Here is a 16,770-nt window from a genome sequence, read left to right as displayed (position 1 = left end):
AGTGTGCATAGCGACTGAAGTGAGCCAAAGCCGTGACCCAATTGAAATTCGCCACCCGCCTTAATTCTTTTGCCTCGAAGCCAACGGCCGAATGGCCGGAGCTTTCCGGCAAGCCGACCGTCCTGCAAATGGCGACGCGCGCTGCCAAGGTCGATGGTCTAACCGATCTCGATCTCAATTATCCTGACCATGTGGCCGACGATCCGGCCGTCCTGGCGCGTCAGATCGGTGATCTCGGCCTGGCCATCAACGGCTTCGCCATGCGCTATTATACCAATCCGGCCTTCAAAATCGGCGCTTTCACCAACCCCGATCCGGCAGTTCGCCGCGAAGCGATCGATCTCACCAAGAAGGGCATCGACTCGGCCCGCGCCGCCGGCAGCAAGTTGATGACGATCTGGCTTGGACAGGATGGTTTCGATTATGCCTTTCAGGCGGACTACCATACGCTTTGGCAACACGAAATAGACGGAATTCGTGAAGTTTGCATGCATGATCCCGACTGCGAGATCAGCATCGAATACAAGCCGAACGAGCCACGCTCCTACAGCCTGATGCCCGACTGCGCGACCACGCTCCTGGCGATCAAGGATGTCGATATGCCCAATCTCGGCGTCACGCTGGACTTTGCCCATGTGCTCTATGCCGACGAGCAGCCGGCATTTGCCGCAGCTCTCATTGCCCGCTACAGCCGCGTTCTGGGTGTTCATCTCAATGACGGCTATGCCAAACGCGACGACGGTCTGATGGTCGGCGCGGTGCATGCCCAGCAGACGATCGAGCTGCTACGCCAGATCCGCAAGGACGGTTATGACGGCGCGATCTATTTCGACACGTTCCCCGATATGACCGGTCTCGATCCGGTCCACGAATGCGAGGTGAACATCCAGACCGTCAAGCGGATGCTGACGGTGGTGGATCGCCTCGAGCAGGACAATCGTCTCTCCGGGGCGATTGACCGACAGGATGCAGTCTCTGCGCAGGCGGTTGTCCAGGAACTCATGCTCGGCTGAACTGCCTGACCGTCAACATACCCTGAATTTCTACGACCCTTGAACCCAAGGCATGCCGGAGGCGTGCCGATCGACCCTATCCGGGAGGAACCGATGACGACCTTTTTGAAGACGACCCTTGCTGCCGGCATTGCCGCCAGCCTCCTGTTCGGCGCGGCCGTCGCGCAGGAACTCGCGCCCCTCAATTCCGATACCGAAAAGGACCGTATGGACTGGTCGCAGCTCGAGACAAAGCTTGGCGCGCTGCCCAAGCTGCCCGAAGGCACGAAGGCCGGCGCCGTTTCCAAGACACTGACGAACGAATACTGGCGCTCGCTGGGCGAAGGCTACGCGGCCCTCGGCAAGAAGGTCAACGTTCCCGTCATTTATCAGGCTGCCCAGAGCGAGGGTGACCAGCTCGGCCAGCTGACCATCGCCGAGGGCATGATCACGCAGGGCTATAACGTCTTGCTCGTCTCTCCGCAGACGGACGCCAACCTGCAGCCGGTCATCGAGCAGGCCAAGGCGGCCAATATTCCGGTCGTCAACGTCAACGATGCCGTCATTCCGCAGGCCGAGCATTATGTCGGCAACGTCCAGCGCGACAACGGCGTGCGCGTGGCCAAATGGTTCATCGAGCATCGTCCCGAGGGCGGTAAGGTCGCCATCATTGAAGGTCAAGCCGGCGTCTATGCGGCGGTGCAACGCACCGACGGTTTCAAATCGACAATCAGCGAAGGCGGCAAGTTCGAAGTCGTCGCCAGCGTTCCGGGAAATTGGGATCGTCAGACGTCCTACGATGCTGCAACCAACATCCTTAACCAGCATCCCGACCTGGTCGGCTTCTATGCCAACAATGACGGCATGGCGCTCGGCATCGTCGAGGCCGTGAAAGCCGCAGGCCTCCAGGGCAAGGTCGCTGTTTTCGGCACCGACGGCATCTCTGACGCCTACGCTTCGATCAAGGCCGGCGAACTGACCGGCACGGTCGACAGCTTCCCGGTCCTGACCGGCGAAGTGGCGCTCGAGGCCGCGCTGCGCCTGGTTGCCGGCCAGAAGCTGCCACGCGTGGTGGCGACCCCGCAGGCCCTCATCACCGCCGACAATCTCAGCCGCTACCAGGGTGCGGGCGTCGATGTCCGGGCGGTGCTGATGGAAGATGCCAAGGCAGCCAAGTAACGAATGTCGACGATGCCGGCCGTCAAGGCCGGCATCCCGATGTGTTGAAGGAGGTGGAGTGATGGTGCCGCGACTGAGATTCGAGACGATCTCCAAGAGCTTCCCCGGGGTGAACGCCCTGGCCGACGTGTCGTTCGATGTTGCAGCCGGCGAGATCCACGGACTTCTAGGCGAAAACGGCGCCGGCAAATCCACACTTCTGCGAATCCTCTCCGGCGTGTTCCGCCCGACCTCCGGAACGGTCTTTGTCGATGGTCAGGCCCTGATCCTCAAAAGGCCGATAGATGCCCGCAGTGTGGGCGTCGCCATGATTCACCAGGAATTGCAGCAGGTGCCGCATTTGAGCGTCGCCCAGAACATGTTTCTCGGTCATCCGCTGACCCGCCTGGGTGGTCTTTTCGTCTCCCGCCGTGAGCAGGAGAGCCGCGCGGCGCAAGCCCTCTCGCTGATCGATAGGACTATTGATCCTTCAGCGCCGATCTCCTCCCTCAAGGTCGCGCAACGCCAGATCGTCGAGATCGGTCGCGCGCTGCTCGACAAGGCGAAGGTCATCGCCATGGACGAGCCGACGTCGAGCCTGACGCCGAGCGAGTTCGACCGTCTGGCAGAGGTGATCGCCAGCCTTTCGGCGAGTGGGGTCTCGATCATCTATGTCTCCCACAAGATGGACGAGGTCTTCCGCATCTGCCAGCGCGCCAGCGTCATGCGCGATGGCAAGCTCGTCGGCATGGTCGATCTCAAGAGTGCCTCGGAAAAGGACGTGATCGCGATGATGGTCGGTCGCGAGCTGATGCAAGAGGAACACAATTCCTTCGTCACCGATACGGTCAAGCTCGAGGCCAAGAACCTGTCATCCGCAACGAAGATCCGCGATGTGTCGTTCACGCTGCACAAGGGTGAAGTGCTTGGCATTGCCGGGCTCGTGGGCTCCGGTCGCACGGAACTGCTGCGGCTTCTGGCCGGCGCTGACCGCCTGAGCGACGGGTCGATCGCCATCGACGGCAAGGCCGTGCGCTTCGCCTCCCCGCGCGATGCGATCGCCGCCGGCATCGGTCTCGTGCCGGAAGAACGCAAGCGGGAAGGGATCATTCCCCTACGTCCAGTCAGTACCAACATGGCGCTCGCTTCGCTTTCCAGCTTTTCGTCGGGCGGCATGATCAACACGGGCAAGCTCCGTGCGGCCGCACAAGATTTGTTGAAGCGCGTCAATCTGCGGCCGTTTCAACTGGATCGCCCCATCCGCCTTTTCAGCGGCGGCAATCAGCAGAAGGCGATTATTGCCCGCTGGCTGGCGGCCAAGTCGCAGATATTGCTGTTCGACGAGCCCACCCGCGGTATCGATGTCGGCGCCAAGTCCGAGATCTATCATCTGATCGAGGATCTTGCCCGCGAAGGCCATTCGATCATCGTCGTCTCCTCCGAACTGCCGGAGGTTATCCGGCTCTCGGACCGCGTGCTGGTCATGCGGGAAGGTTCGATCGCTGCGGACATTCCACGCGACCAGCTGAGCGAAAGCGCGATCGTCGCGCATGCCATTCCCGGGGCCAACCCCGGCGCCACCGTCGCCCGCACTGCGAGCTCCGCGTGAACCAGACAGGACACCCAATGACCAGTTCTTCGACTGCATCCGTTAAGCCCGCACCGGTCTTTCGCCGCTTCTCGTTTTCGCTCCGCGATGCCGGAACCCTGATCGGGCTCATCATCATCATGGCCGTGTTTGCCGCGCTCGTTCCTGGCTTCGTCTCCGAACGAAACCTCATCAATATCCTCCAGCAGTCGAGCATCAATGCGTGCCTTGCGCTCGGCATGACACTGGTGATCATCTCGGGCGGCATCGATTTATCCGTTGGTCCGACGGCCGCAATCTCCGCCGTCATCACCGCGACCCTTCTTCTGACCGGCACGCCGATACCGCTGGCGATCTTCACCGGTCTCGGCGTCGGCGTCGTCTGCGGCTTCATCAATGGCGCGCTCGTCGCCTATGTCGGCCTGCAGCCGTTCATCGTCACGCTCGGCACGCTCAGCACTTACCGGGCCATCGCGCTCATTTATACCGGCGGCAATCCTGTTCTCGGCATTCCCACGGGCTTCCGCTCACTCTTCAACGGCAATCTCTTCGGCATTCCGACGCCAGTCATTATCGTCGCTGTCGTTGCGATTGCCGCCTGGATCCTGCTCAAGAAGACACCGATCGGCGAATATCTGATGGCGGTCGGTGGCAATGAAGAGGCAGCCTATGTGGCCGGCGTTCCGATTGCGCGCACCAAGATCACGGCCTATGTCATTTCCGGGGGGCTGGCAGCACTCGCTTCGCTGATCCTGATCGGGCGTCTCGGGGCTGCCGAGCCTATCCTCGGCAACCTATGGGAACTTGACGCGATTGCGGCTGCAGCCATCGGCGGCGCTTCGCTGATGGGTGGCAAGGGAAGCATTCTCGGCACGATCCTCGGCGCCATCATCCTTGGTGCGATGCGTAACGGTTTGACGCTGATGAACGTTCAAGCCTTCTATCAACTGCTCGCCACCGGCCTTATAATCCTCGTCGCCATGATGATCGATCGCGCGACAAGGGGACGGGGATGAACGCTGAAAGCTTCGACATGAAGGCCGTCGGGCCACGCATCCGCATGATGATGCCGCTCTTGACGCCGCTCGAAGCAAAGGTCGTCGATACCGTTTTCGCCTTGCGCGATTTCAGTGACGAGACGTCGCTCAAGCAGATCGCGGAGAACGCCGGCGTTTCCGAAGCCATGGTGGTCAAGATCACCAAGAAGCTCGGCTTCTCCGGTTTCCGTGACTTCCGCTCCGCCGTCAGCCAGTATAACCGCCAGCCAACGGCAGAGATGCATCAGGAACTGTCCGTCGAGGATACGTCGCTTGAAATCGTCCAGAAAGTGTTTCGCACCTCGATCCACGCCCTTGAGGAAACGCTTGCCATTCTCGATATGGAAGCATTCGACAGGGCAGCGGATCTGATCCACCAGGCGAGAAACCGCGACTTTTACGGTGTCGGCGGCTCGGCGCAGATCGCACGGGATGTGGCGCACAAGTTTCTTCGCATCGGCGTGCGCGCCAGCGTCTTCGACGATTCCCACATGATGCTGATGTCGGCCTCGTTGCTGTTGGATGGCGATATCGCCATTGGCTTTTCCCATTCGGGCAACACGATCGCTGTGATCGAGGCAATCCAGCTCGCGCGCAGGAACGGTGCGCGCACCATTGCAATCACCAACTACGATTCCTCGGCTCTCGCCCAGTCCGCAGACGTGGTTCTGTGTTCCACCGCACAAGGTTCACCGCTGATGGGGGAAAATGCCGCAGCGCGCATCGCCCAGCTCAACATCCTTGATGCCATCTTCGTTGCCGTCGCCCAGCGTGACTATCAGGCAGCCGAACGCAATCTTGAACGCACCATGTCCGCCGTCACGTCCAAACGAAAAGATCGCCTCCCATGACATTTTCGCCTGTTGTCACCGTCTTCGGCAGCCTTCACTACGATATCGCCGTCTTCGGACCGGCCCGGCCCCGAAAGGGCGAGACAGTGACGGGGACATCCTGGCATCCGAAAAGCGGCGGCAAGGGCGGCAATCAGGCGGTTTCGGCTGCCCGCACCGGGGTCGTCACCTTCATGATCGGGGCGGTTGCTGGTGATGACTTCGGGGATTTTCTAATCGCAAATCTCACTCGCAAAAATGTCGATCATACATTCGTCCGACGTGATGCATCGCAGTCAACCGGCATGAGTGTCGCGATTTTCGATGCCGAAGGCGACTATGGGGCGGTTATCGTGTCGGGAAGCAACCTGACGCTTGGCGACCACGATGTCTCGGCAGCTCGAGAGCTGCTCAGCAGAACAACAATTCTCGTCCTGCAAAACGAGATTCCGGATGCCGCCAACGTCGCGGCGGCAAAGGCCGTCAAGCAGGCAGGCGGGCGCGTGCTGATCAATGCAGCTCCGGCACGCGTTCTGTCGAACGATCTGCAACATCTGATCGACATCATCGTCGTCAATGCCATCGAAGCCGAAATGCTGGCAGGCGTTCCCGTTGTTGAAACGCTTGACGGCGCTTTGGAGGCGGCCAGGAAGCTTGTGAAGATCTTCCCCGAAGTCGTGGTGACCGCCGGGGGATCGGGTGTCGCCTACGCAAATCGCAGCGGAGAAGAGATCGCCGTTGCAGCAGTCAAGGTTGAGGTTGAGAGCACGCACGGGGCCGGAGACGAGTTCATCGGCGTCCTTGCTGCGGAAATCGCATCCGGGAAGACGATGAACACCGCGCTTCAGAAGGCAAATATCGAGGCTGCACGACTGGTTGGTACACCCGAAAAGAATCGCCTGAGATGAAGTCCGGCAGGCACCTTCGTTGATGGCGCAACAATCATCGGCACAGCCTGGCGGGGCCTGCATAGCGCACGGCACGAAACCGCGTCACTCTGGTCTCCGAGCGTAAAACGTGTGCCACCCATCGCCGTCACGGTTCACCCTGTATGCGTCCCATTCAAGAGCCAGGCCCGCCCTCTGGATGCACGCCGCGAAGTCGTCCCGGCGCCAGTAGGACATATGGTAGGCGCCGCTCGTCTCTCCGTCCCCATCCCGCATCGACACCAGGAAGACGCCTCCCGGGCGTAGCGCAGCGACGATCTTTTCGAGGACAGGGCCGGTCTGGTCACGCGGCACATGTATGAGGACACAGAGAGCGACCACCGCGTCATAGGGGCCGCCGAGGTCGTCGGTGATGACGTTGAGGAGCTCGCCCTCCTTGCCGCGCGCCGCCTGCAGTTCCAGAAACCGTCGCGTGGCATCGGTTCGCCTTACCGAAACGCCCTGTGTCTCCAGGAAATCCGCATCCCATCCGGCCCCCGATCCGATCTCAAGGATCTGGCCGTCTTTGCCAGCGGCGGTAGCGACCTGGCGCAGAGCCGCCTCGAGGCTTGGCGAGGGAAACGGATCAACGATGCGACTATATTCATCGGCGCAACCTTCATAAGAATCGATTGTGCGCTGGGTGTTGGCCAAGGTGGCGGAAGAGATGTGCATTTGACCTCCGAATGGTTTGCATCCTGGACGCCGCTCGGGGCGTCTCAAACCATCATCGGCCTAAGGCAGGCGTAAGCACATCAGGCAACATGCCTAGACAAGGAATGAAATAGGAATGCGAGGCCGGGTATCGTGGGAAAGACAGATAGCGGTAGGGTATAGCCAGACAAGCGAACCTTAAGCCGGATCGACGATCCGGAGCCGGTGCGCCATTGCGGCCGCAGCGCCGCGGCTGGGGACGGAGAGCTTGCTCAAGATGTTGGAGACATGAACGCTCGCCGTCTTCGAGGAAATGAACAGATTGACGGCGATCTCGCGATTGCTCTGTCCCGCGGCGAGAAGCCGGAGCACCTCGAATTCCCGATCCGTCAGGCCGAGGGGTGCCTTCGGCATGCCACCCTCCTTCCCGTCTCGTAGATCGATGCGGGCCTTCTCGGCGAGGGTCTCGATCTGATTGCCCAGGAGGGGAGCGCCGATCGAATGGGCAAGATCCGCGCCTCGCCGGAAATGGCCCGCACCCTTTGCGCGCTTGCCGGCAGTCACTGCAGCACCACCGGCCTGCATAAGGGCATATGCCTGCCGGAAGGGCTGGCTCAAATCAGCCCAGCTTTGGGCAGCCAATTCCCACGCACCGAGGTCGGAACCCGTCGAGCGCGACATCTCGGCCAGGATGCCCAGCCTCTCGGCTTCCTCCACCGCATTGCGGCACTGGGATCGAGCAGCAAGGTCCGCGAACTGCCGGGCGACATCTTTCTGGTTCGTATCAACGGCAACACGCATCGCCGAGGCCAGGAGCGGCCAAGAGACGCCTCCTTGCTTCTCGAAATGGGTCAAGGCGGATCTTACCAGGATCGCAGACTGATCCATGTCACCCGCCAACGCGCGGCTTTCGATGCCAAATCTGAGAAGATCGGCCGCCACGCGGCTCGCAACCTGAGGGCCTGGTGGCAGACTGCGCAAGGACCTTGCCGCCACGGCAATTCGATCCGAATTCCCCAATACCAAGGCGATCTCCGCCTGGCATTCCAAAACATGAACGAGCCCCAGCGGCAGCGGATCCAATGCCGCCATCCGCTCGCACGTCTCAATGGCTTCGCAAACGCGGCCCAAAGCGAGGAGGGCGCGGCACAAAGGCGAACCGACTATCGCCCCGATATAGCGCGCCTGGCCGAACTCGACTGTCCGCGCAAAGATCGCCGGTCCGACTTCAATGAGCTGAGCGTATTTTCCTGTCTCAAGCAGGGCTTGAAGCAATGCCGCGCCCGCCAGCACCTCGACCCTTCCGATGGCGGCCTGCCTGGCGCGGGCAACAACGCTCCATAGGGCATCGATGTGGTAACTGCCCGATGCCATGTCCAAAGACTTCGCAACGATCAGTGCCTCCATGCGGTACTCCTCATCATCGAGCCTTTCGGACAGATCCTTCAGTTCGTCGCCGAGGCGCCTGGCGCGATCGAACTCTCCCCTCCAGATCAGCGCGCGGGAAAACTGGCCCAGTCCGTCCGCGCGCAGCCTTGTGGAATCGGGTGCATGGTCAAGCGCGCGCTCAAGGTCGGCGATCTCGCCTGGGATAAGTGCGTGTTGACGCATCACCGCGCGCTGTAGAAGAAGCGCTGCCAGTTGCTCGTTGTCGCGATCCGCATCCACTTCGGCGAGTGCGCGTTCGACAAAGGCCAGCCCCTGTTCCGCCTCCGCTGCCCAGCAGGCGGCGTCGGCAGCGAGTTCCAACACTCTGCAGTGATCCGCGCCGATCATTTCAATCGCATCATCGACCTCGGGCCACACTGCCAGCACGAGCTTCAGCATCTCCGTCTGGTCTGCATAGGCGAAAGTGGCAGCGGCTTCCGTGGCGGATTGCCAGGCCCATCGCAGGCAATTTTCGGCTTGGCCGGCGCCGCGCCAATGGCGCGCGAGCGCAACGGAATGCCAAACCCGGTAGCTTGGAACCGGTCCGCGTTCGAGCATCTCGGCATAGGCGCGATGGATGGCCACCTTTTCGGCGGCGATCAGGTCACCCCGCACTGCTTCCTGAATAAGTGCATGCCGGAAAGCATATCCATCATCATCAGGCACCAGGATCCCAGCCAAAATCGCAGGACGCAGCAATTCTGCCAATTCAAGGTCAGCCTTGTCAGCCACGCTGCGAAGAAGCGCATGGGTGATATGCGGACCGCCGAGCGCCATCACCTTCAACAGCTTGGCCGTCGGCGCCGGCATGTCCCTGACAGATCTCAGCAGGTAGTCATTGAGCGAACCAGGAAAATCTTTGCGCAAGCTTCCGCCGGCGTCGACGAGCGCCTCCGTGAAAAGCGGGATTCCGCAGCACCGCGCATGGACCTCATTGATCATCGCAGGTGTTGGCGGGTGTCCCAGCAGCCCCTCGAGTTGCACGGCGACCTCCGCGCGCTGAAGGCGGGGAAGCGTCAACACCTCGGCGCCCTCGGAAAGTGAGAGGTCCGCGATGGTCGTCCGCAGGGCGTTGGTGGCGCTGGTCTCCTCGGGTCGATAGGTGACGATCAGCATGATCCGAATTTTCTTCAGCCGCGTCGCGAGGAAGCGAAGCAGATCGCATGTCGCCTGGTCGGCCCAGTGAATATCCTCGATGACCACGACGAGCGGCATCTCTCGTGCCAGCTCCTCGAACAACTTTCGCAGCACCTCGAACAGCCGCGCTCTTGCGATGCCAGCATCGAACCTTTGAGAGGTCTCGCCGAATTCGGGAAGAAGCCAGGCCAGCTCGCGCGCACCCTCGGCGCCGACAAGCGACTTGGCCGCAGGCCCACCGCGAAGCTGAACAAGCTCATGCAGCACTGCCGTTACAGGTGCATAGGGCAACGCAGATTCCCGCTGCTCAATGCACCCGCCTTTCAGAATCAGGGCACGGCCGGACAATCGGTTGGCAAACTCTTCAACCAGCCGGGTTTTGCCCCCGCCTGCTTCCGCCCCGAGAAGAAAGGAACGTTGCCGCCCGCCAGAAACATCTCGGAAAGCGGATTCCATCGAATCGAGTTCTACTGCACGGCCTGAAAACCGAGACCTTCTGAGGGATGTCGACACAAGATGCTCCGATACCTGAATTTCGAGATTAGCAGAGATGAAGACATAGTCATCCCGACGTAACAGAGTGGCGATGTGGAGATCCCAAGCACCGGTGATGTTCAGTCCCCGGAACCCTGACCTGGATCTGATTGGATCACCTTATGCAGCCAAAATGGTTTTTGGGGCCCGCCATACTCAAAATGCCCGATGCGGCACCACCCACCTTAGCCACAGGTTGGGGAATATGCGGACGTCGAGTGACCTTCGCGTGGAAGCCTGCAGATACGAAGACTTTCGCTGCTTCATCCAACCCAATAAAGGATGCCCCCAAGTGACTGAACGTATGATCAAGTTTGATAACGTCGAGATTGCCACTCAGGCTTTCGGCAATCCGGCGCATGAGCCGATCCTGCTCATCATGGGCGCCATGGCTTCAATGTTGTGGTGGCCGGACGACTTCTGCCAAAAACTTGCTGATCACGGGTTTTATGTCATCCGCTACGACAATCGAGACACCGGCCGCTCGACGATCTACCCGCCGGGCGAACCGCCCTATGCAATGGACGACATGGCTGAGGACGCCATCAGGGTACTCGATGGCTACGGCATCGACGGCGCCAATCTGATCGGAATGTCGTTGGGTGGCACGATCGCCCAGATCGCCGCACTCTCAAATCCGAAGCGCGTCAAGACGCTAACGCTGATCTCCACCACGCCGGTGGGCGTTGATACCAGTGCTCTGCCCCATACCACCGACGCCTACATGGAGCACGCATCGACGGGTGAGAACGTCGATTGGACAGACAATGCCCAGGTGATCGAATTCCTCGTCAAGGATACCCAGATGATCGCTGGTTCGGCGCATCCTTACGACGAAGGGCGGGCGCGCGCCTTTGTTGAACGTGACGTCAAACGGGCCAAGAACTTCGTCAGCGCCACCAATCATTTCATGCTCAAGGGCGGCCAGACCTTGAGGGGAAAACTGGGTGAGCTGATCGCGCACCTCCTTGTCATACACGGAACGGCCGATCCGATTTACCCTGTTGAGCACGGCGAATTGTTGGCACGAACCGTCAAGGGAGCGAAGCTCGTTCGGCTCGAAGGTGGCGGCCACGAAATGCATCCCGAAGATTGGCAAGAAATCATTTCTGCTATCGACGCACATTGCGGTCGGTAGCTTGATGGCGTCAAAAAGCAGGCAGGGCCCCGTGCCGAGCCACGGCTACGCCCTTCCGTACATCCTGCTCGCGCGCAGCAGGCGTTGCGAATAGGGGTGTTCAACCGCACCTTTTCGCAAGGCGCCGACATCGACCTGTTCGACGATCTCGCCCGCTTCCATGATGGCGACTCGGCTGCACATGTGCGAGACGACGGCGAGATCATGGCTGACGAGCAGATAGGTCAGACCGCGATTGGTGCGCAGATCCTGGAGGAGATTGAGGATTTCGGCCTGAACGGACACGTCGAGCGCCGATGTCGGTTCGTCGAGAAGCAGTACATCCGGATCCAGCATCAGCGCACGGGCGATCGCCACGCGCTGCCGCTGGCCTCCAGACAGCTGGTGCGGAAATCTGTAGCTCAGCGCCGGGTCGAGGCCAACCGATCTCAGGACCGCGTTCATGTCGACCGAATTCGTATCCAGCCCCTGGTTGCGCAGCGGTTCTTTCAGCTGCGAGCGGATGGTCTTGCGGGGATGGAGGGATCCGTAAGGATCCTGGAACACCATCTGCACCCGGCGGAAGAAAGGCCGGCTGCGCTGCTGATTTAACGTCTCGCCGTGGAGCTCGATCCGGCCGTCATAGTTGGCGTTGAGGCCGGAAAGCGCCCTCAGGACAGTGGACTTCCCGCAGCCGGACTCGCCGACCAGGCCGAAAGCAGTTCCCTTTTCGATGGCGAAGCTTACGTCTCGGACGACAGGCCGCTGCCCAGGCCCGAAACGGACCGTAAGATTGTCGATTTTAATCACCGCGACGGCTCCAATACGAATTCTTCAAGCCAGGCCGGATCTCGTTTCAGGATCGGCAGCCGGGCAGGCGGATCTTCGATCGTCGGCAAGGATGCCAGCAACCCTTGCGTATAGGGGTGTCGGGCCTTGTCGAGATCGCGCGCCTCGAGCACTTCCACGACCCGCCCTGCATACATGATGAGAACGCGATCGCAGAAATTCCTGATGAGATTGAGATCGTGACTGATGAAGATCAGCCCGAGATTGCGGCGCAAGACGAGCTCGTCGAGCAGGGCGAGAATTTCGAGCCTCACCGTCACATCGAGCGCTGACGTCGGTTCGTCGGCGATCAGCACTTCGGGTTCGGCAATCAGCATCATGGCGATCATCGCCCGCTGGCCCATCCCGCCCGAGATTTCGTGCGGATAAAGGCGGGCCACACGCTCCGGATCGCGGATCTGAACGGCCTCGAGCATATCGAGCGCCTGCTGCCAGGTCTTTGCCCTGCTCGTCCTCGGATGATGGAAGCGGTAGGTCTCGGCAATCTGTTCGCCAATCCGCATGACGGGATTGAGCGAATATTTCGGGTCCTGCAGGATCAGGCCGATCCGCCGGCCCCTGATCGTCATCATCGTTTTTTCGGTCGCCTTGAGCAGATCGACGTCGCGAAAGCGCATCCGCTCGGCATTGACGATCGCGGTCGGTGGCAGCAGCTTCATGATCGCGCGGCCGACAGTCGACTTCCCCGAGCCGGATTCACCGACGATCCCGAGCTTTTCCTGTCCAAGCGAAAAGCTGACGCCGCGCACGGCCCGCACCTGTCCGCCGCCGAAGGCGATTTCGAGGTTCTGGATATCGATCAAGTCCGTCATTCTGAACCTCGGGGATCGAGAACATCGCGAAGCGCATCGCCGACGAGGTTGAAGGCGAGGCTGACGAGCGCGATGGCAATGCCGGGTGCTGCGATGACCCAGGGGCTGTCGAGCATGAATTCACGTCCGCTGGCGGCCATCGAACCCCATTCCGGCCACGGCGGCTGAGCGCCGAGGCCGAGAAAACCGAGGCCGGCGGCAGTGATGATGATGCCGGCCATGTTGAGGGTGACGCGGACGATCACTGAGGGAATGCACATCGGCAGGATGTGGCGCGTGATGATTGCGATCGATGTTGCGCCCTGCAGGCGCACGGCGGCGATGTAGTCCGCCTTGCGCAGGCTGAGCGTCTCGGCCCGCGCCAGGCGCGCGATCGGCGGCCAGGCCGTCAGTGAAATCGCGATGATCGCATTGGTGATGCCCGGACCGAGCGCTGCGGCAAAACCCAGCGCCAGCACGAGGCCGGGGAAGGAGAGAAAAATATCGGTGACGCGCATCAGAATTTCATCGACGATGCCGCCGAAATAACCTGAGACAGTACCGATCAGCAGGCCGAGCGGGGCGACGATGACCGTGACGAGCATGATGATGTAGAGCGTGGTGCGGGCGCCATAGATCACGCGGGAAAAGACGTCGCGGCCGAAATTGTCGGTGCCGAGCCAATGGCTCGCCGATGGCGGGGCAAGCCGTCCAGCCATGTCCTGAACGATCGGATCGTAGCTCGTCAACAGAGGGGCGGCCAGCGCCACGACGATCAGCAGTAGGATGATGGCTAATCCGGCCAGTCCAAGTGGGTGCAGGCTGAATTTCCGCCAGCCCTGATGAATTTGCTGCGCCGATGACTGGAACCAGCCTCGAGGCTCCGGTGCCAGCAGCCAGTTGCGAAGGCCGCCGGTGTTAACGCTGTCTGCGTGCTCAGAGGAGATCGTCATGGCGTCACCGTGTCCTCGGATCAAGAATGCGATAAAGGAAGTCCGACAGTATGTTGATTGTCAGGAAGACGGCGCCGATCGTCAGCACGGACCCCATGACCACGTTCATGTCGTTCATCTGCAGCCCCCGGGTCAGGTACTGGCCGAGCCCCGGCCACCCGAAGACGGTTTCGATCAGCACCGCCCCCTCGAGCAGCCCGCCGAAGGTCAGCGCCATGATCGTCAAAAGCTGCACCCGGATGTTCTTGAATGCATGGCGCCAGACCACCTTGCGGGTGCCAAGCCCCTTGGCCCGGGCGGTGATGATGTATTCCTGGCTCAGTTGCTCCAGCATGAAGCTCCGCGACATGCGGCTGATATAGGCGACGGAATAATAGCCGAGGATCGCCGCCGGCAGGATGATGTGGCCAAGGGCGTTGTGAAACACGTCCCATTGCTGCTCTATCGCCGCGTCGATCAGAAGAAAGCCGGTCACCGGCGTGACGAGACCCTCGTAGAAGACATCGATCCGGCCCGATGCGCCGACGAGCTTGAGCTTTGCATAGAAGATGAAGAGCGCCATCAACCCGGTCCAGAAGATCGGGATGGAATGGCCGGCAAGGGCGATGATGCGGGCAACGTGATCGATGATCGTTCCGCGCCTGACGGCAGCCGTGATCCCCAGGGGAACACCGATGATCGCCCCGATGATCATGGCGATGACCGCCAATTCGATGGTGGCGGGAAAAATCGTCAGGAGATCGGTGAGGATCGGCTGGCCGGTCGTCGCCGATGTGCCGAGATCGCCTGTCGCAATCTTCCCGACATAGGCGAGGAACTGCATCCAGACAGGTTGCCCGAGCCCCAGCTCATTATAGACGCGATCATAAACCTCCTTGCTCACCTCCGCCCCGGTGATGGCAAGCACCGGGTCGGCAGGCAGCAGGCGACCCATCGAAAAGGTCAGGAAGAGCAGGCCGAGCAGCGTCGTCACGACCGCGACGGCTCGCCCTGCCAGGCGCCGCAACAGGCTCATTAGAGGGTGCGGGGCGGCATCGGCGAACCCGCCCTCCGTAGAACGACGGCTGCTTTCTCGCTTCGATGTCAGATCGGCGCTCGCCACGGCGTTCTACTCCTTGGTCACGTCATGCCAGCGCGTCGACCATGTCGTGTGCCCATGATAGCCCTTGACGTTGGCGCGCATGACATAAGGGTCGGTTCGCTGGAAGAAGATGACGAGCGGGGAGGCCATGCCGCTGTAAATGCCGTCCATCTTCTTGAAGATATCCGTGCGCTTGCCGGTATCGCGCTCCTTCATCGATTGGTCGACGAGTGTGTTGAGCTCGTCCACCTTCATGCTTGTGCGCCAAAGATAATAGCTGCCGAGACGCGCCTCGTCGCTATTGTCGGGATTGTAGGCATATTGCGTGGCGACCGCGAAAGGATCAGGCAGTCGGGCGCCGGAATTGCCAAGCAGCACTTCGTATTTTCGCTCGCGGAAGGCCGGCGTGAATTCGCCTGGCACGAGATCGAGATCGAGGCCGGCGGCGCGGGCGCTCGCCTGCAGCGCTTCGGCGAAGGGCAGTGTCGGCGCACCTGACGGATTGAGCACCTTCTTCAGCCCATTGGGGTAGCCGGCTTCCGCCAGCAGTTGCTTGGCCTTGGCAGGATCGTAATCGTAACGTGAGGCAGCTTCCTCAGGGGCACCGATCATGCCGCGCGGGATCATCGACTGCCAGGGAAATCCGGTATAGCGCATGATGTTGCCGGAGATCGCCTTCCAGTCAAAGGCATGCTGGAAGGCCTCGCGAACCTTCGGCTTCTGCAGATCCGGGTCTTTCTGGTTGAGCGCGATATAATAGAAACCGAGGCCCGGAACGCTTTCGATCACCATGTCCTTTTTGGTGGACAGGGCGTCGAGGTCGCCGCTTGCGAGGTATTGGCCGACATCGACGTCTCCGGCTTCGAGCTGCAGTCTGAGGTTGCCGGATTCCGGAATGTGCCGGGCGACGACGCGAGCCATGGCCGGCGCCCCGCCCCAATAGTCCTTCCGTGCGTTGAAGATCGCAACGTCGTTCGGCCGCCATTGCGTCAGCGCGAACGGGCCGCTGCCGGCCGAGTTGGCAGAAAGCCATGCACCGCCGAAGTCGCCATTTGCCTCATGCGACAGTGCCGTCTTCTTGTCGATGATGCCGATCGATGAGCCGGCAAGCGAATAGAGCACCAGATCGGTGTTCACAGCCTGCGGCAGCTCGATTTCGAGGGTATGCTCGTCCTTTGCCCGAACAAGCTTTTCGACGTTGTCGGGTGTAAAGCCCCAGAGGGCGACGTCGGTTGAGCCGACCTGGCCCATCTTGATGACGCGCTGAATCGACCAGGCCGCATCGTCGGCGGTGACCTTATTGCCGCTCTGGAAGACCGCATCATCGCGCAATGTCAGTGTGATAATCTTGCCATCCGCCGAGACGCTCCATTGCGTCGCGAGCATCGGCTTCAACGTTTTAAGATCGTCCGGCGACAGCTGCACGAGGTTGTCGTAAATGTTCGAAATCAGTTCGGAAACCGTACGGGCATTGTTCTGCGCCGGATCGAGCGTCCTTATGCCCGTGAGATTGGTGCCGATCACCAGCATATTGGGCGGCGACGCCGCGAAGCTGGGCTGCGCCGTCATCATGGCGCCGGTAATTGCGATCGTCGTCAGTACCTGTCTCAACATCTCAAGACCTCCCAATCCTGTTGTTTGCGGAAATAGAGCAATTCCAGGAAAAGTGCGAAGCGGTTTTCCGTCCGGAATTGC

14 protein-coding genes are annotated in these 16,770 nt (G+C 60.8%); 7 read left to right on the top strand and 7 right to left on the bottom strand.

Annotated features, from left to right (window positions below; all coding sequences use genetic code 11):
- Positions 1-41 precede the first annotated feature (41 nt).
- The 6 genes from MOV76_RS03260 to MOV76_RS03235 all read left to right on the top strand — a co-directional run bounded on the left by MOV76_RS03260 (position 42) and on the right by MOV76_RS03235 (position 6,513).
- Positions 42-1,013 (top strand): sugar phosphate isomerase/epimerase, encoded by a 972-nt coding sequence (locus MOV76_RS03260; RefSeq protein ID WP_210069578.1) that lies wholly within the window; start codon positions 42-44, stop codon positions 1,011-1,013.
- A gap of 93 nt (positions 1,014-1,106) precedes the next feature.
- Positions 1,107-2,171 carry a substrate-binding domain-containing protein gene (locus MOV76_RS03255; RefSeq protein WP_113543093.1) on the top strand — a complete coding sequence of 355 codons (1,065 nt, stop codon included), beginning with the start codon at positions 1,107-1,109 and terminating at the stop codon, positions 2,169-2,171.
- 61 nt (positions 2,172-2,232) lie between these two features.
- Positions 2,233-3,759: a sugar ABC transporter ATP-binding protein gene (locus MOV76_RS03250; RefSeq protein WP_210069373.1), complete on the top strand. Its 1,527-nt coding sequence runs from the start codon at positions 2,233-2,235 to the stop codon at positions 3,757-3,759.
- Between the two features lie 17 nt (positions 3,760-3,776).
- On the top strand, positions 3,777-4,754 hold the full coding sequence (locus tag MOV76_RS03245; protein WP_018245819.1) for an ABC transporter permease: 978 nt from the start codon (positions 3,777-3,779) through the stop codon (positions 4,752-4,754).
- Entirely contained in the window at positions 4,751-5,626 is an 876-nt protein-coding gene (locus MOV76_RS03240; RefSeq protein WP_210069372.1) for a MurR/RpiR family transcriptional regulator, read from the top strand. The genes MOV76_RS03245 and MOV76_RS03240 overlap by 4 nt, the downstream gene beginning before the upstream one ends.
- The gene (locus tag MOV76_RS03235) at positions 5,623-6,513 is read left to right on the top strand and encodes a ribokinase (RefSeq protein ID WP_210069371.1); all 891 of its coding nucleotides are present in this window, start codon (positions 5,623-5,625) and stop codon (positions 6,511-6,513) included. Before MOV76_RS03240 ends, MOV76_RS03235 begins: the two co-directional genes overlap by 4 nt.
- An 84-nt stretch (positions 6,514-6,597) precedes the next feature.
- Here the strand turns inward: MOV76_RS03235 and MOV76_RS03230 are convergent, their stop codons facing one another.
- Entirely contained in the window at positions 6,598-7,206 is a 609-nt protein-coding gene (locus MOV76_RS03230; RefSeq protein WP_210069370.1) for a class I SAM-dependent methyltransferase, read from the bottom strand.
- Between the two features lie 177 nt (positions 7,207-7,383).
- Positions 7,384-10,263 carry an AAA family ATPase gene (locus MOV76_RS40000; RefSeq protein ID WP_247263810.1) on the bottom strand — a complete coding sequence of 960 codons (2,880 nt, stop codon included), beginning with the start codon at positions 10,261-10,263 and terminating at the stop codon, positions 7,384-7,386.
- A 313-nt stretch (positions 10,264-10,576) separates the two neighbouring features.
- Here MOV76_RS40000 and MOV76_RS03220 point away from each other — a divergent pair, with 313 nt between their 5' ends.
- The gene (locus MOV76_RS03220; protein WP_247263809.1) at positions 10,577-11,422 is read left to right on the top strand and encodes an alpha/beta fold hydrolase; all 846 of its coding nucleotides are present in this window, start codon (positions 10,577-10,579) and stop codon (positions 11,420-11,422) included.
- Positions 11,423-11,467: 45 nt separating this feature from the next.
- On the opposite strand, the gene MOV76_RS03215 is transcribed toward MOV76_RS03220, so the two are convergent.
- From MOV76_RS03215 to MOV76_RS03195, 5 genes are read right to left on the bottom strand one after another with little or no spacing between them, the layout of a single operon-like run.
- Entirely contained in the window at positions 11,468-12,211 is a 744-nt protein-coding gene (locus MOV76_RS03215) for an ABC transporter ATP-binding protein (protein WP_018444932.1), read from the bottom strand.
- Positions 12,208-13,062 carry an ABC transporter ATP-binding protein gene (locus tag MOV76_RS03210; protein ID WP_193442865.1) on the bottom strand — a complete coding sequence of 285 codons (855 nt, stop codon included), beginning with the start codon at positions 13,060-13,062 and terminating at the stop codon, positions 12,208-12,210. Before MOV76_RS03210 ends, MOV76_RS03215 begins: the two co-directional genes overlap by 4 nt.
- On the bottom strand, positions 13,059-13,994 hold the full coding sequence (locus MOV76_RS03205; protein WP_131605062.1) for an ABC transporter permease: 936 nt from the start codon (positions 13,992-13,994) through the stop codon (positions 13,059-13,061). The genes MOV76_RS03210 and MOV76_RS03205 overlap by 4 nt, the downstream gene beginning before the upstream one ends.
- 4 nt (positions 13,995-13,998) lie before the next feature.
- Positions 13,999-15,096, bottom strand: coding sequence for an ABC transporter permease (locus MOV76_RS03200; protein ID WP_026230448.1), 1,098 nt, complete (start codon positions 15,094-15,096; stop codon positions 13,999-14,001).
- 6 nt (positions 15,097-15,102) lie between these two features.
- Positions 15,103-16,689 carry an ABC transporter substrate-binding protein gene (locus tag MOV76_RS03195; RefSeq protein ID WP_018444929.1) on the bottom strand — a complete coding sequence of 529 codons (1,587 nt, stop codon included), beginning with the start codon at positions 16,687-16,689 and terminating at the stop codon, positions 15,103-15,105.
- Between the last annotated feature and the right edge of the window lie 81 nt (positions 16,690-16,770).

Source organism: Rhizobium sp. PRIMUS64, from assembly GCF_023006465.1.
In the GTDB taxonomy this organism is placed as follows: Bacteria; Pseudomonadota; Alphaproteobacteria; order Rhizobiales; family Rhizobiaceae; genus Rhizobium; species Rhizobium leguminosarum.
The sequence above is the reverse complement of the archived record's forward strand: the minus strand, read 5'-3'. Positions and strand labels throughout refer to the sequence as shown.

Excerpts from the sequence above, each read along its gene's own strand:
- MOV76_RS03230 (WP_210069370.1), bottom strand. The coding sequence starts at position 7,206 with ATGCACATCTCTTCCGCCACCTTGGCCAACACCCAGCGCACAATCGAT.
- MOV76_RS03235 (WP_210069371.1), top strand. The coding sequence starts at position 5,623 with ATGACATTTTCGCCTGTTGTCACCGTCTTCGGCAGCCTTCACTACGAT.
- MOV76_RS03255 (WP_113543093.1), top strand. The coding sequence starts at position 1,107 with ATGACGACCTTTTTGAAGACGACCCTTGCTGCCGGCATTGCCGCCAGC.
- MOV76_RS03250 (WP_210069373.1), top strand. The coding sequence starts at position 2,233 with ATGGTGCCGCGACTGAGATTCGAGACGATCTCCAAGAGCTTCCCCGGG.
- MOV76_RS03205 (WP_131605062.1), bottom strand. The coding sequence starts at position 13,994 with ATGACGATCTCCTCTGAGCACGCAGACAGCGTTAACACCGGCGGCCTT.
- MOV76_RS03240 (WP_210069372.1), top strand. The coding sequence starts at position 4,751 with ATGAACGCTGAAAGCTTCGACATGAAGGCCGTCGGGCCACGCATCCGC.
- MOV76_RS03245 (WP_018245819.1), top strand. The coding sequence starts at position 3,777 with ATGACCAGTTCTTCGACTGCATCCGTTAAGCCCGCACCGGTCTTTCGC.
- MOV76_RS03195 (WP_018444929.1), bottom strand. The coding sequence starts at position 16,689 with ATGTTGAGACAGGTACTGACGACGATCGCAATTACCGGCGCCATGATG.
- MOV76_RS03210 (WP_193442865.1), bottom strand. The coding sequence starts at position 13,062 with ATGACGGACTTGATCGATATCCAGAACCTCGAAATCGCCTTCGGCGGC.